Origin of the sequence: Burkholderia aenigmatica (assembly GCF_902499175.1) — a bacterium.
Classification (GTDB): domain Bacteria; phylum Pseudomonadota; class Gammaproteobacteria; order Burkholderiales; family Burkholderiaceae; genus Burkholderia; species Burkholderia aenigmatica.
In genome coordinates, this window is sequence record NZ_CABVQC010000060.1 from 31,253 (window position 1) to 53,509 (window position 22,257).

Annotated in this window: 22 protein-coding genes; 14 read left to right on the top strand and 8 right to left on the bottom strand. The window is 67.3% G+C overall.

The features are described from left to right. Position 1 precedes the first annotated feature (1 nt). Together BDO18943_RS32125 and kdsD are read right to left on the bottom strand one after the other, a co-directional pair. Positions 2–538: a KdsC family phosphatase gene (locus BDO18943_RS32125; RefSeq protein WP_175025449.1), complete on the bottom strand. Its 537-nt coding sequence runs from the start codon at positions 536–538 to the stop codon at positions 2–4. After that, positions 538–1,521 (bottom strand): arabinose 5-phosphate isomerase KdsD, encoded by a 984-nt coding sequence (kdsD, locus tag BDO18943_RS32130; RefSeq protein WP_043187332.1) that lies wholly within the window; start codon positions 1,519–1,521, stop codon positions 538–540. Before kdsD ends, BDO18943_RS32125 begins: the two co-directional genes overlap by 1 nt. A gap of 125 nt (positions 1,522–1,646) precedes the next feature. On the opposite strand from kdsD, the gene BDO18943_RS32135 reads away from it, so the two are divergent. The 5 genes from BDO18943_RS32135 to purU all read left to right on the top strand — a co-directional run bounded on the left by BDO18943_RS32135 (position 1,647) and on the right by purU (position 6,799). Then, positions 1,647–3,653: a monovalent cation:proton antiporter family protein gene (locus BDO18943_RS32135; protein WP_175025450.1), complete on the top strand. Its 2,007-nt coding sequence runs from the start codon at positions 1,647–1,649 to the stop codon at positions 3,651–3,653. Positions 3,654–3,736: 83 nt separating this feature from the next. Next, positions 3,737–4,303 (top strand): adenine phosphoribosyltransferase, encoded by a 567-nt coding sequence (locus BDO18943_RS32140; protein ID WP_175025451.1) that lies wholly within the window; start codon positions 3,737–3,739, stop codon positions 4,301–4,303. A 50-nt stretch (positions 4,304–4,353) separates the two neighbouring features. Then, positions 4,354–4,968 carry a LysE family translocator gene (locus BDO18943_RS32145; protein WP_089451298.1) on the top strand — a complete coding sequence of 205 codons (615 nt, stop codon included), beginning with the start codon at positions 4,354–4,356 and terminating at the stop codon, positions 4,966–4,968. 6 nt (positions 4,969–4,974) lie between these two features. Further along, positions 4,975–5,841 (top strand): NUDIX hydrolase, encoded by an 867-nt coding sequence (locus tag BDO18943_RS32150; protein WP_175025452.1) that lies wholly within the window; start codon positions 4,975–4,977, stop codon positions 5,839–5,841. A 73-nt stretch (positions 5,842–5,914) separates the two neighbouring features. Continuing rightward, positions 5,915–6,799 carry a formyltetrahydrofolate deformylase gene (gene purU / locus BDO18943_RS32155; protein ID WP_175025453.1) on the top strand — a complete coding sequence of 295 codons (885 nt, stop codon included), beginning with the start codon at positions 5,915–5,917 and terminating at the stop codon, positions 6,797–6,799. Between the two features lie 141 nt (positions 6,800–6,940). On the opposite strand, the gene BDO18943_RS32160 is transcribed toward purU, so the two are convergent. Beyond that, positions 6,941–8,026 carry an AI-2E family transporter gene (locus BDO18943_RS32160; protein ID WP_175025454.1) on the bottom strand — a complete coding sequence of 362 codons (1,086 nt, stop codon included), beginning with the start codon at positions 8,024–8,026 and terminating at the stop codon, positions 6,941–6,943. Between the two features lie 249 nt (positions 8,027–8,275). Continuing rightward, positions 8,276–11,161: an excinuclease ABC subunit UvrA gene (uvrA, locus tag BDO18943_RS32165; RefSeq protein ID WP_175025455.1), complete on the bottom strand. Its 2,886-nt coding sequence runs from the start codon at positions 11,159–11,161 to the stop codon at positions 8,276–8,278. 263 nt (positions 11,162–11,424) lie between these two features. Between uvrA and BDO18943_RS32170 the strand changes: the two genes are divergently transcribed. From BDO18943_RS32170 to BDO18943_RS32210, 9 genes are all read left to right on the top strand, one after another. Continuing rightward, complete coding sequence (locus tag BDO18943_RS32170) at positions 11,425–12,612, top strand: MFS transporter (protein ID WP_175025456.1); 1,188 nt, start codon at positions 11,425–11,427, stop codon at positions 12,610–12,612. Between the two features lie 101 nt (positions 12,613–12,713). Beyond that, positions 12,714–13,265, top strand: a complete 552-nt coding sequence (locus tag BDO18943_RS32175; protein ID WP_043187351.1) for a single-stranded DNA-binding protein — start codon at positions 12,714–12,716, stop codon at positions 13,263–13,265. A gap of 120 nt (positions 13,266–13,385) precedes the next feature. Continuing rightward, positions 13,386–13,916 carry a G/U mismatch-specific DNA glycosylase gene (gene mug / locus BDO18943_RS32180; RefSeq protein WP_175025457.1) on the top strand — a complete coding sequence of 177 codons (531 nt, stop codon included), beginning with the start codon at positions 13,386–13,388 and terminating at the stop codon, positions 13,914–13,916. Further along, positions 13,903–14,526: a DNA-3-methyladenine glycosylase gene (locus BDO18943_RS32185; RefSeq protein ID WP_175025458.1), complete on the top strand. Its 624-nt coding sequence runs from the start codon at positions 13,903–13,905 to the stop codon at positions 14,524–14,526. Before mug ends, BDO18943_RS32185 begins: the two co-directional genes overlap by 14 nt. 100 nt (positions 14,527–14,626) lie before the next feature. Beyond that, positions 14,627–15,391 (top strand): ParA family protein, encoded by a 765-nt coding sequence (locus BDO18943_RS32190; RefSeq protein ID WP_089451276.1) that lies wholly within the window; start codon positions 14,627–14,629, stop codon positions 15,389–15,391. A 504-nt stretch (positions 15,392–15,895) separates the two neighbouring features. Continuing rightward, entirely contained in the window at positions 15,896–16,480 is a 585-nt protein-coding gene (gene phaP, locus BDO18943_RS32195; RefSeq protein WP_175025459.1) for a TIGR01841 family phasin, read from the top strand. A gap of 305 nt (positions 16,481–16,785) precedes the next feature. After that, positions 16,786–17,967 carry an acetyl-CoA C-acetyltransferase gene (locus tag BDO18943_RS32200; RefSeq protein WP_175025460.1) on the top strand — a complete coding sequence of 394 codons (1,182 nt, stop codon included), beginning with the start codon at positions 16,786–16,788 and terminating at the stop codon, positions 17,965–17,967. A 215-nt stretch (positions 17,968–18,182) separates the two neighbouring features. Then, complete coding sequence (gene phbB / locus BDO18943_RS32205) at positions 18,183–18,926, top strand: acetoacetyl-CoA reductase (protein WP_043187380.1); 744 nt, start codon at positions 18,183–18,185, stop codon at positions 18,924–18,926. A 124-nt stretch (positions 18,927–19,050) separates the two neighbouring features. Further along, on the top strand, positions 19,051–19,257 hold the full coding sequence (locus BDO18943_RS32210) for a hypothetical protein (RefSeq protein WP_175025461.1): 207 nt from the start codon (positions 19,051–19,053) through the stop codon (positions 19,255–19,257). A gap of 87 nt (positions 19,258–19,344) precedes the next feature. Here BDO18943_RS32210 and BDO18943_RS32215 read toward each other — a convergent pair whose 3' ends face one another. From BDO18943_RS32215 to BDO18943_RS32230, 4 genes are read right to left on the bottom strand one after another with little or no spacing between them, the layout of a single operon-like run. Next, entirely contained in the window at positions 19,345–19,683 is a 339-nt protein-coding gene (locus BDO18943_RS32215) for a hypothetical protein (RefSeq protein WP_175025462.1), read from the bottom strand. Continuing rightward, positions 19,667–20,170, bottom strand: a complete 504-nt coding sequence (locus BDO18943_RS32220) for a hotdog family protein (protein WP_175025463.1) — start codon at positions 20,168–20,170, stop codon at positions 19,667–19,669. The genes BDO18943_RS32215 and BDO18943_RS32220 overlap by 17 nt, the downstream gene beginning before the upstream one ends. Continuing rightward, the gene (locus BDO18943_RS32225; RefSeq protein WP_175025464.1) at positions 20,170–20,985 is read right to left on the bottom strand and encodes a beta-ketoacyl synthase chain length factor; all 816 of its coding nucleotides are present in this window, start codon (positions 20,983–20,985) and stop codon (positions 20,170–20,172) included. Before BDO18943_RS32225 ends, BDO18943_RS32220 begins: the two co-directional genes overlap by 1 nt. 8 nt (positions 20,986–20,993) lie before the next feature. Continuing rightward, a complete protein-coding gene (locus tag BDO18943_RS32230) occupies positions 20,994–22,205 on the bottom strand; it encodes a beta-ketoacyl-[acyl-carrier-protein] synthase family protein (RefSeq protein WP_175025465.1) in 1,212 nt (403 codons plus the stop codon). Positions 22,206–22,257: the final 52 nt, after the last annotated feature.

Consider the following 22,257-nt stretch of genomic DNA (forward strand, 5'->3'; position numbering starts at 1 on the left):
GTCAGGCTCCGCAGGCGGCCGCGAGCAGCGCGTCGTAGCGGCGCTGCGCGCGCAGGATCGCGTCGCAGACTTCGCGTACGGCGCCGTGGCCGCCGCGGGCCTCGGCCACCCAGTGCGCGCGGGCGATCACCTCGGGGTGCGCATTCGCGGGGGCGGTCGCGAAGCCGCAGCGCAGCATCACGGGCAGGTCGGGCCAGTCGTCGCCCATGTAGCCGCACTGGTCGGCGGTGAGGCCGAGCGACGCGATCAGGTCGGCGAACACGGTGAGCTTGTTCTCGACGCCCTGGAACAGGTGCGCGATCTTCATTTCCTTCGCGCGCGCCGCGACGATTTCCGAGCGGCGGCCCGTGATGATCGCGGTTGCGATGCCGGCTTCGCCGAGCAGCTTCACGCCATGGCCGTCGAGCGAATTGAACGACTTCATCGCGTCGCCGGCCGCGGTAAACAGCAGGCCGCCGTCGGTCAGCACGCCGTCGACGTCGAAAATCATCAGCTTCACGCGGTTGGCGCGTTCGGCCGCAGTCAGCGCTGCGCTCATCAGATCACCTTCTTCGAAAACAGGTCGTGCATGTTCAGCGCGCCGATCAGCGCGCCGTTGGCATCGACCACCAGCATCTGGTTGATCCGGTGACGCTCCATCAGTTCCACGGCCTCGACCGCCAGGTGATCCGGCGCGATCGTGCGCGGGTCGCGCGTCATCACGTCGGTGATCGGCAGCGCGCGGAAATCGCCGTCGCGCGCGAGCACGCGGCGCAGGTCGCCATCCGTGAAGATGCCGGCGACCTTGCCGTCGGCGTCGACCACGGCGGTCATGCCGAGGCGTTTCGCGGTGATCTGGAACAGCGCGTCCGACAGCGTCGCGTCGAGCCCGACGTACGGGACGTCGTCGCCCGAGCGCATCACGTCGCGCACGTAGGTGAGCAGGCGCCGGCCGAGTGCGCCGCCCGGGTGCGAGCGCGCGAAATCTTCCGACCCGAAGCCGCGCGCGTCGAGCACGGCGACGGCGAGCGCGTCGCCGAGCGCGAGCGCGGCGGTCGTGCTCGCGGTGGGCGCGAGGTTCAGCGGGCAGGCCTCCTTCGAGACCGCGGCGTTCAGGTTCACGTCGGCGAGCGTGCCGAGGCTCGATTCCGCGCGGCCCGTGATCGCGATCAGCTTCGCGCCGATCCGCTTCACGAGCGGCAGGATCGCGACGAGTTCTTCGGATTCGCCGGAATAGGAGATGCCGATGAAGACGTCGTCGGAGGTGACCATCCCGAGGTCGCCGTGGCTGGCCTCGGCAGGGTGGACGAAGAAGGCCGGCGTGCCGGTGCTGGCCAGCGTGGCCGCGATCTTGCGGGCGATATGCCCCGATTTGCCGATACCGGACACCACCACGCGGCCGCGGCAGCCGAGCAGCAGCGCGACGGCCTGGACGAAGCCGCCGTCGAGCTGGTCGCGCAGCGCGCGCACGGCGTCCGCCTCGATGTCGAGCACGTCGCGGGCGAGCGCGAGCGCCCGATCATCATTGATTTTCGCTATCATGCGCGGAGTATAGCAAAGGCGTTTGTTCGCCGCGCCGGGCCTTCGGACTCGTCCGAGGTCGCCCGACCACCGCCACCACCCGCGCCCGCATTGCCGTGGCCCCGACGAACGAGGACGCTTCGCCTGTGATTTCCCCGCTCGAAATGACCCTGCTGCTGCTGCTGGCCTCAGTGGTGGGCGTCGTCGTATTCCGCTCGTTGAACCTGCCGCCGATGCTCGGCTACCTGACCGTCGGCATTCTGGTCGGTCCGCATGCGTTCGGCATCGCGGCAGATCTGGAACGAGCCGAGCATCTCGCGGAGTTCGGCGTGGTGTTCCTGATGTTTTCGATCGGCCTCGAATTCTCGCTGGCGAAGCTGAGGGCGATGCAGCGGCTCGTGTTCGGGCTCGGGTTGCTGCAGGTCGTCGCGACGCTCGTGCTCGCGCTCGTGCTCGGCATGCTGTTCGAGCACTGGGTACACATCACGTGGCAGGGCAGTATCGCGCTCGGCGGCGCGCTCGCGATGTCGTCGACGGCGATCGTGTCGAAGATGCTCGCCGAGCGGCTCGAGATCGAGACCGAGCATGGCCGCAACATCTTCGGCGTGCTGCTGTTCCAGGATCTCGCGGTGGTGCCGCTGCTGATCGTGATCGCCGCGTTCGGCGCCGAATCGTCGAAGGACCTCGCGATCACGCTCGGCTTCGCGGCCGTCAAGATCGTGATCGCGCTCACGCTGCTGCTGGTCATCGGCCAGCGCTTCATGACGCGCTGGCTCAACGTCGTCGCGCGGCGACGCTCGCAGGAGCTGTTCGTGCTGAACCTGCTGCTCGTCACGCTCGGCGCCGCGTTCATCACCGACAAGTTCGGCCTGTCGCTCGCGCTCGGCGCGTTCATCGCGGGGATGCTGATCTCCGAGACGCCGTTCCGCCACCAGGTGGAGGAGGACATCAAGCCGTTCCGCGACGTGCTGCTCGGCCTGTTCTTCGTGACCACGGGGATGCTGCTCGACCCGCGCGTGATCTGGGAGCACCCGTTCCTCGTGCTCGCGTTCTTCGTCGGGCAGATCCTGTTCAAGGGAACGATGATCGCCGGGCTCGCGCGGCTGTTCGGCGCGACGCCGGGCGTCGCGATGCGCACCGGCATCGGCCTCGCGCAGGCCGGCGAATTCGGCTTCGTGCTGTTGAACCTGATCCTCGACCGCCATCTCGTCGATGCGACGCTGCTGCAGGCGATCCTCGCGTCGATGCTGCTGTCGATGCTCGCCGCGCCGTTCCTGATCCAGAACGCCGACCGGATCGTGATGCGGCTGTCGTCGACCGAATGGATGCAGCAGTCGCTGCAGATGACGCGGATCGCGACGCAGAGCCTCAAGCAGCGCGGCCACGTGATCATCTGCGGCTACGGCCGCGCGGGCCAGAACCTGGCGCGGATGCTCGAACAGGAAGGCATTTCGTACGTCGCGCTCGACCTCGACCCCGATCGCGTCAGCGCGGCCGGCGCGGCCGGCGAATCGGTCGTGTTTGGCGACGCGGCGCGCCGCGAGTCGCTGCTCGCGGCCGGTATCCACCGCGCGGCGGCGGTCGCGATCACCTATGCGAACACGCCGTCCGCGCTGCGCGTGCTGCATCACGTGCACGAACTCGAGCCGACGCTGCCCGCGATCGTGCGTACCGTCGACGATGCCGATCTCGAGAAGCTGCTCGCGGCCGGCGCGACCGAGGTGATTCCGGAGATCGTCGAGGGCAGCCTGATGCTCGCGTCGCACACGCTGGTGCTGGTCGGCGTGCCGATGCGCAAGGTCGTGCGGCGCGTCGAGGAGATGCGCGACGAACGCTACAGCCTGTTGCGCGGCTATTTCCGCGGGGCGGACGATGCGGACGACGACGACCACGAGCAGGTGCGGCTACAATCGGTGCCGGTCGATGCGCGCGCGGACGCGGTCGGGCGTTCGCTGGAAGAACTGGGGCTGTATGCGCTCGGGTTGGAAGTCACGGCGATCCGCCGGCACGGCATCCGCGGCGTCGAACCCGATCCGCAGACCAAGCTGCGCGCGAGCGACATCGTCGTGCTGCGCGGGCTGCCCGAGGCGCTCGCGCTCGCGGAGGAGCGGCTGTCGCGCCATCGGCGCGATCCGCCGGCCGCAGCCGCCTGAGCCCGTGCTCGGATTGATAACCTGACCCGTATTTACTCGAAACGGTGCCCGATCTTCGCGCACCGTTTTTTTTGGAGAGTTTCATGCCGCATTCGTCGTCGGGCGCACCGCTCGATCCGGTCGCCTTCATCCACAGCCAGATCCGCACGGTGCCGGACTGGCCGCAGCCGGGCGTGATGTTCCGCGACATTACGACGCTGCTGCAGAGCCCGAAGGCGCTGCGCATCCTCGTCGACCTGTTCGTCGAACGCTATGTCGATGCGAAGCTCGACTATGTCGCGGGCCTCGACGCGCGCGGCTTCATCATCGCGCCGATCGTCGCATACGAACTGAGCGTCGGCTTCGTGCCGATCCGCAAGGTCGGCAAGCTGCCGTACAAGACGCGCTCGGAATCGTACAACCTCGAATACGGCAGCGCGACGGTCGAGATTCATGAAGATGCGTGCCGCCCCGGCGACCGCGTGATCATCATGGACGACCTGATCGCGACCGGCGGCACGATGATGGCGGGGCGCAACCTGCTGCAGCGGCTCGGCGCGGAAGTGGTCGAAGGCGCGGCGATCATCGGCCTGCCCGATCTCGGCGGCTCGGCGCTGCTGCGCAACGCGGGACTGCCGGTTTATACCGTCACCGAATTCGCCGGCCACTGAACGCCGGCCAGCCTGAATCCACCTGAGTTCACGTTAGCAGCGAGGTCACGATGCCCAACTTCATGCTGTTTCTCGCCACGTCGATCGCGATTACGTTCGCGCCGGGTCCCGACAACCTGCAGGTGCTCGCTCGCGGCATCTCGCAGGGCCGCGCGGCCGGCTTCGTCGCCGCGCTCGGCTTCACCGCCGGGATCCTGTTTCACACGACGCTCGCGGCGCTCGGCGTCGCGGCCGTGCTGCGTTCGTCGCCGGTCGCGTTCGAGATCCTGAAGCTCGCGGGCGCCGCGTACCTCGTGTGGATCGGCATCAAGGCGCTGCGCAGCCAGGGCCTCGCGAACGCGCACGAGCGTCCGCCGCAGCCGCTCGGCACGATCTTCCGGCAGAGCGTGATCGGCAACCTGATGAACCCGAAGGTCACGCTGTTCTTCGTCGTGTTCCTGCCGCAGTTCGTCGATCCGCACGGCGGGCAGAGCGTGACGCTGCAGATGTTCGAGCTCGGCGCGCTGTTCATGCTGCAGACGGCCGCGATCTTTTCGCTGTTCGGCGTCGGCGCGGGCATGATCGGCGCGTGGTTGAAGCGCCGCCCGAAGGCCGGCGTGTGGCTCGACCGGATCGCCGGCGCGACGTTCATCGCGATCGGCATCCGCGTGGCGTTGAAGGACTGATAGACGATGACGTTTCCGTGCATTGCGGCCGCGCGCCGCTTCGATCCGGCCGCGCACCTGCGTTTCGAGATCGCCGGCCAGGCGGTCGGCTGGGTGCGTCGCCAGGACGTCGCGATGCTTGCCCGCTGGCCCGACGTGTTCGAGCTGACCGACGAGCGCGTCGTGCTGTCGGCGCGCTACGACTCGGTCGATGCGCGCAGCATGGCGCTGGCGAGCGCGATCGGCGCGCTCGCGGCCGAAGGCGCGATTCCCGGCTGGCGCGACGAGATCTACGCGATCCGCAACCGCTTCGACGATCCGCCGCTCGCGTACATCGAGCGCGCCGCGTCGCGCTTCTTCGGCACACAGACTTACGCGGTGCATCTGAACGGCATCGTAGAATATGCGGTTGCACCGGGCGAGCTGTCTGCGGCGGCTGTCCCGCAGATGTGGCTCGGCCGCCGCAGCGAGACCAAGGCGACCGACCCCGGCATGCTCGACAACGTCGTTGCCGGTGGCATCGGCTGGGGCCTGGGCGTTCACGAGACGCTCGCGAAGGAATGCTGGGAAGAAGCCGGCATTCCGGCCGAACTGGCGGCGCGCGCGATCGCGGGCCGCGCGGTGCAGGTGCTGTGCTCGCTGCCGGAAGGCACGCAGTCCGAACTGATCTTCGTGTACGACCTGCCGTTGCCGCGCGACTTCGCGCCGCGCAACCAGGACGGCGAAGTGGCCGAGCACCTGCTGGCCGGTGTGCCCGAGGTGATCGGCTGGCTGCGCGACGGCCGCGCGACGATGGATGCGAGCCTCGCGACGCTCGACACGCTGCTGCGCCATCGCTGGATCCCGGCGGCCGACGCGGCGGGTATCGACGCACTGTTCGCACCGGCCGCGTGACGCGTGCCGCGCACGCAGCCTGGCGGCGCGAACGGGCAATTTGACGAATACGGAAACGAAGGGAGTAGCGGTCATGCCGACCGATCACAGCTTTATCTTGAAACTGTCGTGCCCCGACCGGCACGGCATCGTCCATGCGGTCTCGGGCTTCCTGTTCGAGCGCAGCAACAACATCCTCGATTCGGCGCAGTTCGGCGACAGCCGCACCAGCGAATTCTTCATGCGCGTGCACTTCGAGCAGGACGGCGGCGGCGTGGATGCCGCCACGGCGCTCGACACGCTGCGCCGGGAGTTCGCGCCGCTCGCGGAGCAGTTCTCGATGCGCTGGGAAATGCACGACGCGGCCGTGAAGCCGCGCGTCGTGATCATGGTGTCGAAGATCGGCCATTGCCTGAACGACCTGCTGTTCCGCTATCGCACCGGCCAGCTGCCGATCGAGATCCCGGCGATCGTGTCGAACCACAAGGAGTTCTACCAGCTCGCCGCGAGCTACAACATCCCGTTCCATCACTTCCCGCTGATCGGCGGCTCGTCCGACGCCGCGAAGGCCGCGCAGGAAGCACGCGTGCTGGAAGTGATCGACGAGCATCGGGCCGATCTCGTCGTGCTCGCGCGCTACATGCAGATCCTGTCGCCGAATATGTGCCAGCAGCTCGCCGGCCGCGCGATCAACATCCACCATTCGTTCCTGCCGAGCTTCAAGGGCGCGAAGCCGTACTACCAGGCGTTCGATCGTGGCGTGAAGCTGATCGGTGCGACTGCGCACTACGTGACGACCGATCTCGACGAAGGCCCGATCATCGAGCAGGAAGTCGAGCGCGTCGATCACAGCATGACGCCCGACCAGTTGACCGCGATCGGCCGCGACGTCGAATGCGTGACGCTTGCGCGCGCGGTGAAGTGGCACGTCGAGCACCGGATCGTGCTGAACGGGACGAAGACGGTCGTGTTCCGCTGATTCGTCGGGCGCTGGACAGCCGGCTGCGGGATGGCCGGCCCCCGGATGGCCGGCCCCCGGATCGCCGGCCGCCACAAACAAAAACGCCGCGCCCTTCACGGGGCGCGGCGTTTTTTTATCGCTTCTGACGCGCGGGCTGTTTCAGATCAGCCGCAGCAGGTACAGCTCGCGCTTCAGGTACGCATAGAAGATCGGCGCGGCGATCACGCCCGGCAGCCCGAACGCGGCTTCCATGATCAGCATCGCGAGCAGCAGCTCCCACGCGCGCGACTCGATCTGGCCGCCGATGATCTTCGCGTTCAGGAAGTATTCGAGCTTGTGGATGATGATGAGGAACGCCAGCGATGCGATCGCGGTGCCCATGCTGACCGACAGCGACACGGCGACGATCAGCGTGTTCGAGATCAGGTTGCCGATCACGGGCAGCAGGCCGACGATGAACGTGACGAGCACGAGCGTTTTCGACAGCGGCAGCCGCTGGTGGAAGATCGGCAGGGCGACGAGCAGGTAGATGCCGGTGAACATCGCGTTGATCGCCGAGATCTTGATCTGCGCGAACACGATCCGGCGGAAGGCGTCGGCGAAGCGCGACACGCGCGTGACAAGTGCAGTGGACAGCGGCCGGCGCACCTTGCCGTGCTCGACGCCGATCGCGATCATCGCGCCGATGATCATGCCGAACAGCACGTGGCCGAAGCCGCGCGCGACGCTCTTGCCGCTTTGCTGGAGCTGGTCCATGTGCGAATGCATCAGCACGGCCGCCTTGGTCTTCATCTGCTCGACGTCGACGGGCAGCAGGTTCGCGATCCAGGCCGGCGTGCGGGCGCGGGTCTGCTCGACGATCTGCATCAGCTGGTCGAGCAGGCTTTGCAGGTTCGGCACTGTGCGTTCGAAGTGTTCGATGATGCCGATCGTCAGGCCCGTCAGCCCGCCGACGATCGCGATCGCCAGCAGCACGACGGCGACCCAGCGCGCGCGCATGCTCGTGGTGTGGCGTTCGATCACGGGGGCGATCGTGTGGATCAGCTGGTAGACGAGCAGGCCGGCCAGCAGCCCGCCGAGCAGCTTGAGCTCGATCACGAGCCACATCGCGACGATCGCAAACACATAGCTGCCGATCTCGAGTGCCGACAGCTTCGGCAGGCTGAAATCGCTCGTCAGCCGCACGCTGCGCAGGTGCGGTTCGCGATTCTGCGCATCGCGAGACGAGTCGGGTTGCTTCTCCATCGTGGATTCCTGTCGTTCGTGTGTCATGCCGCGGAATGCGCGGCAGAGCCGTGTTCGCCCGGCGCCGCACCGGATTGGTGCGCACGGCGAACCTTACGACCGTAAAGTATAGCCGCCATTATGGTCCGCAACGGGGCCGTTTGGCGCATGGTGTAAACGCAGAAGGGAAAACGAGAAGAGGCCGGTTGTACGGTGCGCAGCGGCGCGCGCGGCCGGGCGGCCGCGCGCGGGAGGGGCGGGCGGGACGCGTCAGCCCGCGGCGACCTTGCGGGTCGGGCGCTTGAGCAGCGGCGCGAGGTACTTGCCGGTAAAGCTGGCCTTGGTCTTCGCGACCTGCTCGGGCGTGCCCTGCGCGATGATCTGGCCGCCGCCGGCACCGCCTTCGGGGCCGAGGTCGATCACCCAGTCGGCCGTCTTGATCACGTCGAGGTTGTGCTCGATGATCACGACCGTGTTGCCCTGGTCGCGCAGCCGGTGGATCACCTCGAGCAGCAGCGCGATGTCGTGGAAGTGCAGGCCGGTGGTCGGCTCGTCGAGGATGTACAGCGTGCGGCCGGTGTCGCGCTTGGAGAGTTCGAGCGACAGCTTCACGCGCTGCGCCTCGCCGCCCGACAGCGTCGTGGCCGACTGGCCGAGGCGGATGTAGCCGAGGCCGACGTCGAGCAGCGTCTTCAGCTTGCGCGCGATGACCGGCACCGCGCTGAAGAACTCGTACGCTTGCTCGACGGTCATGTCGAGCACTTCGCTGATGTTCTTGCCCTTGTACTGCACTTCGAGCGTTTCGCGGTTGTAGCGCTTGCCGTGGCACACGTCGCACGGCACGTAGACGTCCGGCAGGAAGTGCATTTCCACCTTCAGCACGCCATCGCCCTGGCACGACTCGCAGCGGCCGCCCTTCACGTTGAACGAGAACCGGCCCGGATCGTAGCCGCGCTCCTTCGAGGTCGGCACGCCCGAGAACAGTTCACGGATCGGCGTGAACAGGCCCGTGTAGGTGGCCGGGTTCGAACGCGGGGTGCGGCCGATCGGCGACTGGTCGACGTTGATCACCTTATCGAAGTGTTCGAGACCCTCGATCGCCTCGTGCGCCGCCGGCTCGGCCGACGACCCGTACAGGTGGCGCGCGACCGCGTGGTACAGCGTGTCGTTGATCAGCGTCGACTTGCCGGAGCCCGACACGCCGGTGATGCAGGTCAGCAGGCCGACCGGCAGCTCGAGATCGACGTGCTTCAGGTTGTTGCCGTGCGCGTCGACGATGCGCAGCATCCGCTCGGGATCGGGGGCCATCCGCTCGTCCGGATACTCGATCGTGCGCTTGCCGACCAGGTACTGGCCGGTGAGCGACTGCGGGTTCGACTGCACCTGCTTCGGCGTGCCTTCGGCGACCACCACGCCGCCGTGCTCGCCGGCGCCGGGGCCCATGTCGACGACGTAGTCGGCCGTGCGGATCATGTCCTCGTCGTGCTCGACGACGATCACCGAGTTGCCGAGGTCGCGCAGGTGCTTGAGCGTCGAGATCAGGCGGTCGTTGTCGCGCTGGTGCAGGCCGATCGACGGCTCGTCGAGCACGTACATCACGCCCGTGAGGCCCGAGCCGATCTGCGACGCGAGCCGGATGCGCTGCGCCTCGCCACCCGACAGGGTTTCGGCGCTGCGCTCGAGCGACAGGTAGTCGAGGCCGACGTTGTTCAGGAAGGTGAGGCGCGCGACGATTTCCTTGATCACCTTGTCGGCGATCTCGCGCTTCGCGCCGTCGAGCGTCAGGCCGTCGAAATAGCCGAGCGCGTCGCGCAGCGGCCAGCCGCTGATTTCAAAGATGCCGCGCGCGTAGTCGCCCGTGCCGATCCGCACGTGGCGCGCTTCGCGGCGCAGGCGCGTGCCGTCGCACGACGGGCACGGCTGGTTGTTCTGGTACTTCGACAGTTCTTCGCGCACCGCGACCGAATCGGTCTCGCGGTAGCGGCGCTCGAGGTTCGGGATGATCCCTTCGAACACGTGCTCGCGGATCGTCGTGCGGCCGCGCTCGTTGATGTACGAGAACGGGATCGTCTGCTTGCCCGAGCCGAACAGCAGCACCTTCCGGATCTTTTCCGGGAGATCCTCGAACGCGGCGTCGATGTCGAATTCGTAGAACGCCGCGAGACTCTGCAGCATCTGGAAGTAGAACTGGTTGCGGCGGTCCCAGCCTTTCACGGCGCCGGCGGCGAGCGACAGCGACGGGTGCGCGACGACCCGCTTCGGGTCGAAGAACGTGATCTGGCCGAGGCCGTCGCATTCCGGGCACGCGCCCATCGGGTTGTTGAACGAGAACAGGCGCGGCTCGAGCTCCTGCAGCGAGTACGAGCAGATCGGGCACGCGAACTTCGAGCTGAACAGGTGCTCGTGGTCGGTGTCCATCTCGAGCGCGATCGCGCGGCCGTCGGCGAGGCGCAGCGCCGTCTCGAACGATTCGGCGAGGCGCTGCTTCATGTCCGGGCGCACCTTGAGACGATCGACGACGACGTCGATCGTGTGCTTGTCGTTCTTCTTGAGCTTCGGCAGCGACTCGACTTCGTAGATCTTCGCGATGCCTTCGTTCGCGGCGCCGCCGCCCGAGCGCACGCGAAAACGCACGAAACCCTGCGCCTGCATGTCCTCGAACAGCTCGGCGTGCTCGCCCTTGCGGTTCGCGACGACGGGCGCGAGGATCATCAGCTTGGTTTCCTCGGGCAGCGCCAGCGCGGCGTCGACCATCTGCGACACGCTCTGGGCTTCAAGCGGGATGTCGTGGTCGGGGCAGTACGGCGTGCCGACACGTGCGTACAAAAGTCGCAGGTAGTCGTGGATTTCCGTGACCGTGCCGACGGTCGAACGCGGGTTGTGGGACGTCGCCTTCTGCTCGATCGAGATCGCGGGCGACAGGCCTTCGATCAGGTCGACGTCGGGTTTCTCCATCAGTTGCAGGAACTGGCGGGCATACGCAGACAGGCTTTCGACGTAGCGGCGCTGGCCTTCGGCATAAAGGGTGTCGAACGCGAGCGACGACTTGCCCGACCCGGACAACCCGGTAATCACGACCAGCTTGTGGCGCGGCAGGTCGAGATTGACGTTTTTCAGGTTGTGGGTTCGTGCCCCACGGATACGGATCTGTTCCATGAACCTGGCGAAAATGGAGGGAACCAAACCTGCTACTATAACGGCTTTTCGAGGCCGTCGTTTGGGGCCCCCAGCCTTAGCAGCAGGTGGCAGCAAGGTGGCACCTGCGCCGGGAAAGCGGCCGCGCCGCGTGGTTCCGGGTGGCCTGCGGGCTGCCTGAATCCTGCCCCGACGTGTCGCCCGCCAAGCCCCCGGGCCGCTGGTCCTGATCTTCCGCCGCCCGGTGTCGGGCGGACATTCCGATCATTCGAAATTCATTCCCGATGTCCAATCCGTCTGCCACGTCTTCCCGCATGACCGCGCCCGAATTGCGCGCGACCACGTCGCTCGCGGCGATCTTCGCGCTGCGCATGCTCGGCCTGTTCATGATCATGCCGGTGTTCTCGGTCTACGCGAAAACCATCCCGGGCGGCGACAACGTGCTGCTCGTCGGTATCGCGCTCGGGGCCTACGGCGTCACGCAGTCGCTGTTCTATATCTTCTACGGCTGGGCGTCCGACAAGTTCGGCCGCAAGCCGGTGATCGCTACCGGCCTCGTGATCTTCGCGATCGGCAGCTTCGTCGCCGCGTCCGCGCACGACATCACGTGGATCATCGTCGGCCGGGTGATCCAGGGGATGGGCGCGGTGTCGTCCGCGGTGCTCGCGTTCATCGCCGACCTGACCTCCGAGCAGAACCGCACGAAGGCGATGGCGATGGTCGGCGGGTCGATCGGCGTGTCGTTCGCGGTCGCGATCGTCGGCGCGCCGATCGTGTTCCACTGGGTCGGGATGAGCGGGTTGTTCGCGATCGTCGGCGTGCTGTCGATCCTCGCGATCGGCGTCGTGCTGTGGATCGTGCCCGACGCGGCGAAGCCCGTGCACGTGCCGGCACCGTTCGCCGAGGTGCTGCACAACGTCGAACTGCTGCGCCTGAACTTCGGCGTGCTGGTGCTGCATGCGACGCAGACGGCGCTGTTCCTCGTCGTGCCGCGCCTGCTGGTCGATGGCGGCCTGCCGGTCGCCTCGCACTGGAAGGTCTACCTGCCGGTGATGGGGCTCGCATTCGTGATGATGGTCCCGGCGATCATCGTCGCGGAAAAACGGGGCAAGATGAAGCCGGTGCTGCTCGGCGGCATCCTGGCTATCCTGATCGGCCAATTGTTGTTGGGCAGCGCGCCGCATACCATCCTGATGGTGGCGGCGATTCTTTTCGTGTACTTCCTGGGTTTCAACATCCTGGAAGCGTCGCAGCCGTCGCTCGTATCGAAGCTCGCGCCCGGCTCGCGCAAGGGCGCGGCCACGGGCGTCTACAACACCACGCAGTCGATCGGGCTCGCGCTCGGCGGCATCGTGGGCGGCTGGCTGTTGAAGCACGGTGGCGCCAATACGGTGTTCTTCACCTGCTCAGGGCTCGTTGCCGCGTGGCTTATAATCGCGGCCAGCATGAAAGCGCCGCCGCGCAAGGCCTGAACTTACTTCGGGCAGGCACCGGCGGCGTTCGCCGGCTTGCCCGGCGGGCCGCACCGACAGCATGCGCGGGCGGCCCGGCATCGAATTTACTGGAGAAACACATGGCATCCGTCAACAAGGTCATCCTCGTCGGCAATCTCGGCGCCGATCCTGAAGTCCGTTACCTGCCGAGCGGCGACGCGGTTGCGAACATCCGTCTCGCGACGACCGACCGTTACAAGGACAAGGCGAGCGGCGATTTCAAGGAAATGACCGAGTGGCATCGCGTCGCGTTCTTCGGTCGTCTGGCGGAAATCGTCAGCGAATACCTGAAGAAGGGCTCGTCGGTCTATATCGAGGGCCGCATCCGCACGCGCAAGTGGCAGGGCCAGGACGGCCAGGATCGTTACTCGACCGAAATCGTCGCGGATCAGATGCAGATGCTCGGCGGCCGCGGCGGTGCGGGCGGCGGCGGCGGTGGTGACGAAGGCGGTTACGGCGGCGGCTACGGTGGTGGCGGCGGCGGCCGTGGCGAGCAGATGGAGCGCGGCGGTGGCGGCGGCGGTCGTGCCGGCGGCGCACCGCGTGGCGGTGCAGGCGGCGGCGCGCAGAGCCGTCCGAGCGCACCGGCAGGCGGCGGCTTCGACGAGATGGACGACGATATCCCGTTCTGATCGGCAAGCCGGCATCCAGCATCACGATGGGCCCGAATGTCCGAGTCAAGCCAGTTGCTTGGCCCGGGTCTTCGGGCCTTGTTTCGTTTACGTCGATGTTTCTTGCGCGCCAGGCAAACCGTGGCTGACGAACTCCCCGACCTCATCGCTCCGCATCTCGACGTGCTGTTCTGCGGGATCAACCCGGGCCTGACCGCGGCCGCGACCGGGCATCACTTCGCGGGGAGAAACAACCGCTTCTGGCGCGTGATCCATCTCGCGGGCTTCACGCCGGCGGAAATTTCGCCGCAGGACGATCACGCGATACTCCGGTATGGCTGCGGCCTGACGGCGGTGGTGAAGCGGCCGACCGCGAGTGCCGATCAGCTTTCGCGCGCGGAATTTGTCGCCGCGGCCGCGGCGTTCGAGCAGAAGATCGGGCGTTACCAGCCGCGCTTCGTCGCTTTTCTCGGCAAGGTTGCGTACTCGACGCTGTCGGGGCAGCGCGAAATCGCTTGGGGGCTGCAACCGGCCCGCATGCAGGGGGCGAGTGTCTGGGTGCTTCCCAATCCGAGCGGGAGAAATCTCGCGTTCAGCCTCGACGAACTGGTCGATGCGTACCGCCAGCTTCATCTGGCCGCGACGACGGCGGCGCAGCATGCGGCGCAATAAGCCCGCTTCGCTCTGGCCGGGCTCCGTGCTGCCGCGTGCGTTCTTCGACCGCGTGGCTACCGACGTCGCGCCGCAACTGCTCAACAAGATCCTCGCGGCAGCGGACGGCCGGGCCGGCCGCATCGTCGAAGTGGAAGCCTATGCCGGCGCGATCGACCCGGCCGCGCATACCTATCGCGGCAGGACGCCGCGCAATGCGACGATGTTCGGGCCGCCGGGGTACCTGTACGTCTATTTTACGTATGGCATGCACTGGTGCTGCAACTGTGTGTGCGGCCCGGACGGCACGGGTACGGGTGTGCTGATTCGCGCACTGGAGCCGCTGCACGGACTCGAGCAGATGCAGGCGGCGCGGCCGCCGCAGACGCCCGATCGCGACCTGTGCCGCGGGCCGGCGCGGCTGACCCAGGCGATGGGGATCGGCGGCGCGCAGGACGGCGTCGATCTGGTCGATGCGCGCGAAGGGTTCGCGATCGTCGACGACGGCATGGCGCCGCCCGCGAATCTGGCGGGCGGGCCGCGCATCGGCATTCGCGTCGGCCAGGATCTTCCGTGGCGGTGGTGCGTGCCTGGCAACCGGTACGTGTCGGGGGCCCTGCCGCGCAGCTGATGCGTGCCGTACACAGTCGCACGCAATTCGACCTGCGTCACGCGGCCGCCATGATTGACCGGCTAAGCTGGTTCTTTCGACGTTCGATCGAGGGGACACCATGCGGCGGGTCGTATTCAACCAGAAAGGCGGCGTGGGCAAATCGACGATCGTCTGCAACCTGGCGGCGATCAGCGCGAGCGAAGGGCTGCGCACGCTCGTCATCGACCTCGATGCGCAGGCGAACTCCACACGCTACCTGCTCGGCGATGCCGCGGCCGACGCGCAGCCGGGCGTCGCCGATTTCTTCGAAACCGCGCTGACCTTCAACTTCCGTCCGGTCGACGTCGCATCGTTCATCCATCCGACCCCGTTCGAAGGGCTCGACGTGATGCCCGCGCATCCGGATCTCGACACGCTGCACGGCAAGCTCGAATCGCGTTACAAGATCTACAAGCTGCGCGACGCGCTGAACGAGCTCGACACCTACGACGCCGTGTACATCGACACGCCACCCGCGCTGAATTTCTATACGCGCTCCGCGTTGATCGCGGTCGAGCGCTGCCTGATCCCGTTCGACTGCGACGATTTCTCGCGCCGCGCGCTGTACACGCTGCTCGAGAACGTGAAGGAAATCCAGCAGGACCACAACGCGGCGCTCGAGGTGGAAGGGATCGTGATCAACCAGTTCCAGCCGCGGGCGAGCCTGCCGCAGCGGCTGGTCGACGAGCTCGTCGAAGAAGGGCTGCCGGTGCTCGCGTCGAGGCTGTCGGCGTCGGTGAAGATCCGCGAGTCGCATCAGCAGTCGAAGCCGGTGATCCATCTGGAACCCGGGCACAAGCTCGCGCAGGAGTTCCTCGCGCTGCATCGCGAACTGGCCGGCTGATTTCGCGCCTGCCCGCTGGAGACGCGGCTGCATCACGCGGCCGTTTTCCATTACGACCCGCAATTCATCCGATCATTGATCCCGTCATTAATAATCGCGGAAACGGTTTCATAATAAATCCAGAAAAAAACGATTACATAAGCGACCGCTCCATTTTCAATACGTCCCGGTTTTCTAATAAATGGAATAATGGATTGGTAAATGTTGCGCGACGTCATGATCCGCTATCCTGTAAAAAGGTAAAAATACATTGCGGGACAGAGGGGTATGCGTTTTTTGTCTGCGCTATCGGCGCATCGCGCGTTCCAGCGGTCGCCTCGAATATAAATAAGGGTTTACACCTAGTATTAATGCCATTTAATTGACAATTAATCGATCTAGAATGGGCTCCTTCAACTTCCCGTACTCAAATAAGTGACGGGTTGTCAATAAGGAAGTCTGCTGTCGATCCGGCTTCCAATTTTCTTTACGTCGTCTCTCGCATTGCTAACAGGAGCGTGCCCGATGTCCGTATTTGCCCCCGAAAAACTCAACGCCGAATATCAATCCGGTATCGCCGCGTGGTTCGCGATTGCCCGTCCGGCGATCCAAGGTTTCGAGGCTGTCGTCGAACTCAACCTGCAAGCGGCCCGGACGGCGCTCGAGGAATATGAGGACAAGCTGAAGAACGCGTTCAACAGCAGCAATCCGGCCGCGGGTTTCGCCCAGCAGGTCGCCGCGCCGCAGGAAGCGGCCGGCAAGGCCGTGTCGTATGGCCGCCATCTGTTCGACATCGCGGTGTCGACGCAGTCCGAATGGGCAAAGGTCGCGCAAGCGCAATACGAACAGAACGACAAGCGCCTGAAGGACGTGCTGGGCGAGCTGTCGAAGCATGCACCGGCCGGCTCGGCGCCGGTGGTGGCCGCGCTGAACTCGGCGCTGTCCGCGGCGACGGCCGCAGCCGACTCCGTGCGCGCAGCGACGGGCCAGGCGATCGAAGCGGCCCAGAGCGGCTTCGATGCGGTCAGCGAAACGGCAACGCGCGGCGCGAAGCAAACGGCTGCCGCCGCACGCAAGGACGCAGCAGCCGCACGCGAATCGGCTTCGTAATCGCGTAGCCACGCAAGCACGTGTCGCGCACGCGCGCGACACGATTGATCGGCGCCGGATGGCGCCGGACGCCGCGTGTGCCGCGTGGCGTTCGGCGAACGTCCGGTTTGCCGCAACGCGCCGGTGACCCGGCGAGCCGTACCGGTGTGCCGTCCGTGCGAACGGGTGCCGCTCGCCCGTACGGCGGCGTGCGACCGCTCTCGCGCCGGATGGCCCGGGATGCGCGAGCGCCAGCCGAGGCCGGCTCGCGCCGGTGTCAGAGCCGGTGTCGGAACGACGAACTGATTTCAATGCAGGAACTGGACATGACGGATGTAGTGATCGTATCGGCCGCGCGGACCGCGGTCGGCAAATTCGGCGGTTCGCTTGCGAAGATTGCGGCGCCGGAGCTGGGCGCGACGGTGATCCGCGCGGTGCTGGAGCGTGCGGGCGTGAAGCCCGAGCAGGTCAGCGAAGTGATCATGGGTCAGGTGCTGACGGCGGGCTCGGGCCAGAACCCGGCGCGCCAGTCGCTGATCAAGGCCGGGCTGCCGACGGCCGTGCCGGGGATGACGATCAACAAGGTGTGCGGCTCGGGCCTGAAGGCCGTGATGCTGGCGGCGAACGCGATCGTCGCGGGCGACGCGGAGATCGTGATCGCGGGCGGCCAGGAGAACATGAGCGCGTCGCCGCACGTGCTGCCGGGCTCGCGCGACGGCTTCCGGATGGGCGATGCGAAGCTGGTCGACACGATGATCGTCGACGGCCTGTGGGACGTGTACAACCAATACCACATGGGCATCACGGCGGAGAACGTCGCGAAGGAATACGGGATCACGCGCGAAGAGCAGGACGCATTCGCGGCGCTGTCGCAGAACAAGGCGGAAGCCGCGCAGAAGGCCGGTCGCTTCGACGACGAGATCGTGCCGGTGGCGATTCCGCAACGCAAGGGCGAGCCGCTGCAGTTCGCCACCGATGAATTCGTGCGTCACGGCGTGACGGCGGACTCGCTGGCCGGGCTGAAGCCGGCGTTCTCGAAGGACGGCTCGGTGACGGCGGCGAACGCGTCGGGGCTGAACGACGGCGCGGCGGCGGTGCTGGTGATGTCGGCGCAAAAGGCGGCGGCGCTGGGTCTGACGCCGCTGGCGCGGATCAAGGCGTACGCGAACGCGGGCGTGGATCCGAGCGTGATGGGGATGGGCCCGGTGCCGGCGTCGCGCCGTGCGTTGGAGCGCGCGGGCTGGACGCCGGGCGACCTGGACCTGATGGAGATCAACGAGGCATTTGCGGCGCAGGCGCTGGCGGTGCACAAGCAGATGGGCTGGGACACGTCGAAGGTGAACGTGAACGGCGGGGCGATCGCGATCGGGCACCCGATCGGCGCGTCGGGCTGCCGGATCCTGGTGACGCTGCTGCACGAGATGGCCAAGCGCGACGCGAAGCGCGGGCTGGCGTCGCTGTGCATCGGCGGCGGGATGGGCGTCGCGCTCGCGGTCGAGCGCGCGTGAGCAGGGCCTGACACACGTCCCGCGTGTGGCGCCTGCCGGCGCCGCATGCGGGCGAAGCGGTTTTCGCGCACAACAAGCCGTGAACAACAAGCGCGAGGTGCCGGTGCGTGCCGCGCCCGCGATGCGGGCGGCTCGCATCGAAGCGGCGGGGCGGCAGCAGGTGCGATGCCGTCGCCCCGCCTTCATCGATTACTTTTCTGTCGGTAATTTATAGGATGACTAAGCGAATTGCAGTTGTGACTGGTGGAATGGGCGGCCTCGGCGAAGCGGTCAGCATCAGGTTGAACGACGCGGGCCACCGGGTAGTCGTCACGTATTCGCCGAACAACACCGGCGCGGACCGCTGGCTGACCGAGATGCATGCGGCCGGCCGCGAGTTCCACGCGTACCCGGTGGACGTGGCCGATCACGATTCGTGCCAGCAATGCATCGAGAAGATCGTGCGGGACGTCGGCCCGGTCGACATTCTCGTGAACAACGCGGGCATCACGCGCGACATGACGCTGCGCAAGCTCGACAAGGTCAACTGGGATGCGGTGATCCGCACCAACCTCGATTCCGTGTTCAACATGACGAAGCCGGTCTGCGAAAGCATGGTCGAGCGCGGCTGGGGCCGCATCGTCAACATCTCGTCGGTGAACGGCTCCAAAGGCTCGGTCGGCCAGACCAACTACGCGGCCGCGAAGGCGGGCATGCACGGCTTCACGAAATCGCTCGCACTCGAAATCGCGCGCAAGGGCGTGACGGTGAACACGGTGTCGCCGGGCTACCTCGCGACGAAGATGGTCACGGCGATCCCGCAGGACATCCTCGACTCGAAGATCCTCCCGCAGATTCCGGCGGGCCGGCTCGGCAAGCCCGAGGAAGTTGCGGCGCTGGTCGCTTACCTGTGCTCGGAGGAGGCCGGCTTCGTGACGGGCTCCAACATCGCGATCAACGGCGGGCAGCACATGCACTGACGCGCAGTGGCGCGGCGGTCCGGCGCTCCGGCGGCGTGCGCGCACGTACCGGGCCGCGTTCCGCACTATCCAGCGCCAGGGCGGCGGCAGGTGCGCCGCTTCGGCTTTGCATTCCGGAGAAGGCATGGGCGACACCTGGATGGGACTCGCGATCGGCGGCACGGCACTGGCCGTCGCGCTGACGATGGCGATCTCGCTCTACTGGCTCGAGCGGCGCCGTGCGCGGCTGCTGCGGAACTTCGATCATCGCGATTGCTGGCTCGTCGCGTACGGCAGGTGCTTCGCGCGTGTGCGGGCCTGGCCGGCACGCCGCCTGCGCGGCGCGCGTTGACGACCGCATTGCGGTAGTGACGCGTCACGATTGACGAGCGGTCACGCATCGCGCGCATGCCATAGGCGAGGCGCGCGATGCCCTTGATCAATCGCTCTTTCCACCCGACTCGCCCGAGTCGTTCTTGTGGAAGATCCGCTTCGTCGTGCGCTTGGTGGCATCCCAGCCTTCGCGCGACGCGTGTGCGACCCCGTGCCCGACCGCCTTCGCGGCGCTCGCGGTCGCGTGGCCGAAGCTGCGGGCCGCCTCGCCGGTCTTGTGCGCAGCTTCCTTCGAATCGCGCTTGATGTCCTGCTTCACTTCCGACATGTCCGCGTGCGCGATCGGGCTGATCAGCGCCAGAACGAGCGCGGTCCCAATGAACTGACGAATTTTCACGACCAGGTTTCCTTCTCTTGAGTAAGCGGCTTCATCGACGATGCGCATTGCCGGCTGGGGCCGGGCGAAACGTGCCGGCTGCCGACGCGTCGAGCATCACTGCCGCGCGGCCGGACAGCAGCACGCGCTCGCCGCAGCGCAGCGCGAAGCCGTACAGCACCGAGCGGGCGTCGCCGCTCACGCGCTCCGCTTCGACGACGAGCGGCTGCGCGAACGTGTCGAGCCGGTCGACGAACGCATCGACGTTGCGCACGCTCGCGAGATAGCCGACACGCGGGCGCGCGTCGTGCGTAACGAGCAGCGCGCCGTGCACGGCCATCGCTTGCGCCGCGTATTCGATGCCGCAGACCGATGCGAGCCGGCCGTGCGTGCGCAGCGGGTTGTGCGGATCGCGGTGGCTCGTCGCGGTGCAGCGGATGCGGTCGGCATTCCACGCATCGACCGTCTCGAGCACGCACATCGCGCCGTCGTGCGGAATGTGCGCGGCGATCCACGCGTGGTCGAGCGGCGGCGCGAGCGGGATCGTCGCGGTCATCACGCACGCTCCGTGAACGTATCCGGCATCGCGACATCGACCTGCACGCGTGTGTCGGCGAGGTAGTCGAGCACGACGCGTGTCGAACGCTGCGCGGCGAGTGCATCGAGCAGCGGCAGCACGCGCGCGGCCGGATTGCTGGCGCGCAGCGCGTCGAGTTCGGCATGCGCGAGCGTCGTGGCGGGCGCGTCGGTGAGTTGCACGTCGATGCGGGCGAGCGCGCGTTCGCTTGCGTCGGGCGCGAGCACGAGCGCCACGCCGAATGCGTCGCCGATCGGCCGCACCGCGCGCAGCGGTTCCGGATAGTCGGTGTCGTACGCGATCAGCAGCGTCGGCACGCGATCGACCGCGACCTGGCACAGGCTTTCGAGCAGGCCCGCGGCAAAGCTGCCGTCGTGCGCGCACAGCACGTTCGACGTCGCCATCGCGCGGGTCGCGATGCTCCAGTAGCCGGCCGGCGCGTTGTGCACGGAGTTGTGGAAGCGCGTCGGCGACAGCTGGCGATCGTCGCCGGCAAGGGTCTCGCAGATCGCGTGGCAATTCTGGCCGTCGCCGCCCGACGCGCTGAACACGGTCGCGAGCGTCGCGGCGTCGCGTCCGCTCGCGGCTACGGCTTCGTGGCCGGCCGCGAGCGCCACGCGCACGACGGGGCCCGTGCGGCGCCGTTCGGCCGACGGCAGGCCGGCCGGCGGCGGCAGTTCGGTGCGGGCCGGCGCATACGGCGTGCGGCCCGCGAGCACGTCGGCCGCGTGCGGCCAGTGGGGCAGTCCGGGGCCGACGAGGCCGATGCTTTCGATGAAGGCGGTGAGTGTCATGGCGGGCCTCAACGGCGGGCGTGGTCGGCGCGGCCGAGGATCAGGCTGCAATTCGTGCCGCCGAAGCCGAACGAATTGGAGAGGACGGCGCGTACGCGCGCATCGCGGCTCGCGAGCACGTAGTCGGCGGCGAGGGCCGGGTCGGGTTGCGTCGTGTTGACGCCGGCCGGCATGAACTGCGCGCGCAGCGCGAGCGCGGCGACGACCGCCTCGAGCGCGCCCGCCGCGCCGAGCGTATGGCCGGTCGCCCCCTTCGTCGAACTGCACGGCGTGCTGGCGAACAGCGCGCCGATCGCACGGCTTTCGGCCGCGTCGTTGCTCGGCGTCGCGGTGCCGTGCAGGTTCACGTAGTCGATGTCGGTCGCGCCGAGGCCGGCGGACGTGAGCGCCTGCTCGATCGCGACGCGCGCGCCGAGCCCATCCGGATGCGGCGACGACATGTGATGTGCGTCGCTCGATTCGCCGATGCCGAGCAGCAGGATCGCGTCGGCGTCGAGTGCGGCGGGCCGGTCGGGCACGCGTTCGACGAGCGCGAACGCGGCGGCCTCGCCGATCGAGATGCCGTCGCGCGCGACGTCGAACGGCCGGCACGGCTGGCGTGACAGCAGTTCGAGCGAATTGAAGCCGTACAGCGTCGTCAGGCACAGCGAATCGACGCCGCCGACGACGGCCGCGTCGATCAAGCCTGCCTCGATCATGCGGCGCGCGGAGCCGAACACCTTCGCGCCGGAAGAGCACGCGGACGAGATCGCCATCGCCGGCCCGCGCAGCGCGAAAAACGCGCGCACGAATGCGGCCGGCGAATACGGGTTGTGCGTGTGTGCGTAGCGGAAGTCGGCTGGCAGCGCGCCGCTCGCCGGATCGCGGCGCTGGTACGCGTGCTCGGTTTCGAGGATGCCGGCCGTGCTCGTGCCGATGAACACGCCGACGCGCGCCGCGCCGTAGCGCGCGACGGCCGCCGCGACGCTTGCGTCGAAGCCGTCCTGCGTGAGGCCGAGCTGCGCGAGGCGGTTGTTGCGGCACTCGAAGTCGGCGAGGTCGGCACGCACGGGCTGCGCGTCGACGCCGTCCACTGCGCCGATCCACGTGTCGAGATCCGCACGCTCGAAGTCGCAGCGCGTGAGCCCGCCGCGCGCGTGGCGCAGCGCATCGAGGGTCGCATCGAGGCCGCGGCCGATGCAGCTGGTGGCGGTGAAGTGCGAGAGCAGGAGAGGTTTCACGAGGGTCGCATCCGGTGGCCGGAACGGGCGCCGCAGCAGGGCTGGCAGGCGC

Bases quoted from the DNA above. Each gene is read 5' to 3' on its own strand.
- BDO18943_RS32125 (WP_175025449.1), bottom strand. From the start codon at position 538: ATGAGCGCAGCGCTGACTGCGGCCGAACGCGCCAACCGCGTGAAGCTG.
- kdsD (WP_043187332.1), bottom strand. From the start codon at position 1,521: ATGATAGCGAAAATCAATGATGATCGGGCGCTCGCGCTCGCCCGCGAC.
- BDO18943_RS32140 (WP_175025451.1), top strand. From the start codon at position 3,737: ATGCCGCATTCGTCGTCGGGCGCACCGCTCGATCCGGTCGCCTTCATC.
- BDO18943_RS32145 (WP_089451298.1), top strand. From the start codon at position 4,354: ATGCCCAACTTCATGCTGTTTCTCGCCACGTCGATCGCGATTACGTTC.
- BDO18943_RS32150 (WP_175025452.1), top strand. From the start codon at position 4,975: ATGACGTTTCCGTGCATTGCGGCCGCGCGCCGCTTCGATCCGGCCGCG.
- purU (WP_175025453.1), top strand. From the start codon at position 5,915: ATGCCGACCGATCACAGCTTTATCTTGAAACTGTCGTGCCCCGACCGG.
- BDO18943_RS32160 (WP_175025454.1), bottom strand. From the start codon at position 8,026: ATGGAGAAGCAACCCGACTCGTCTCGCGATGCGCAGAATCGCGAACCG.
- uvrA (WP_175025455.1), bottom strand. From the start codon at position 11,161: ATGGAACAGATCCGTATCCGTGGGGCACGAACCCACAACCTGAAAAAC.
- BDO18943_RS32170 (WP_175025456.1), top strand. From the start codon at position 11,425: ATGTCCAATCCGTCTGCCACGTCTTCCCGCATGACCGCGCCCGAATTG.
- BDO18943_RS32175 (WP_043187351.1), top strand. From the start codon at position 12,714: ATGGCATCCGTCAACAAGGTCATCCTCGTCGGCAATCTCGGCGCCGAT.
- BDO18943_RS32185 (WP_175025458.1), top strand. From the start codon at position 13,903: ATGCGGCGCAATAAGCCCGCTTCGCTCTGGCCGGGCTCCGTGCTGCCG.
- BDO18943_RS32190 (WP_089451276.1), top strand. From the start codon at position 14,627: ATGCGGCGGGTCGTATTCAACCAGAAAGGCGGCGTGGGCAAATCGACG.
- phaP (WP_175025459.1), top strand. From the start codon at position 15,896: ATGTCCGTATTTGCCCCCGAAAAACTCAACGCCGAATATCAATCCGGT.
- BDO18943_RS32200 (WP_175025460.1), top strand. From the start codon at position 16,786: ATGACGGATGTAGTGATCGTATCGGCCGCGCGGACCGCGGTCGGCAAA.
- phbB (WP_043187380.1), top strand. From the start codon at position 18,183: ATGACTAAGCGAATTGCAGTTGTGACTGGTGGAATGGGCGGCCTCGGC.
- BDO18943_RS32210 (WP_175025461.1), top strand. From the start codon at position 19,051: ATGGGCGACACCTGGATGGGACTCGCGATCGGCGGCACGGCACTGGCC.
- BDO18943_RS32215 (WP_175025462.1), bottom strand. From the start codon at position 19,683: ATGCGCATCGTCGATGAAGCCGCTTACTCAAGAGAAGGAAACCTGGTC.
- BDO18943_RS32220 (WP_175025463.1), bottom strand. From the start codon at position 20,170: ATGACCGCGACGATCCCGCTCGCGCCGCCGCTCGACCACGCGTGGATC.
- BDO18943_RS32225 (WP_175025464.1), bottom strand. From the start codon at position 20,985: ATGACACTCACCGCCTTCATCGAAAGCATCGGCCTCGTCGGCCCCGGA.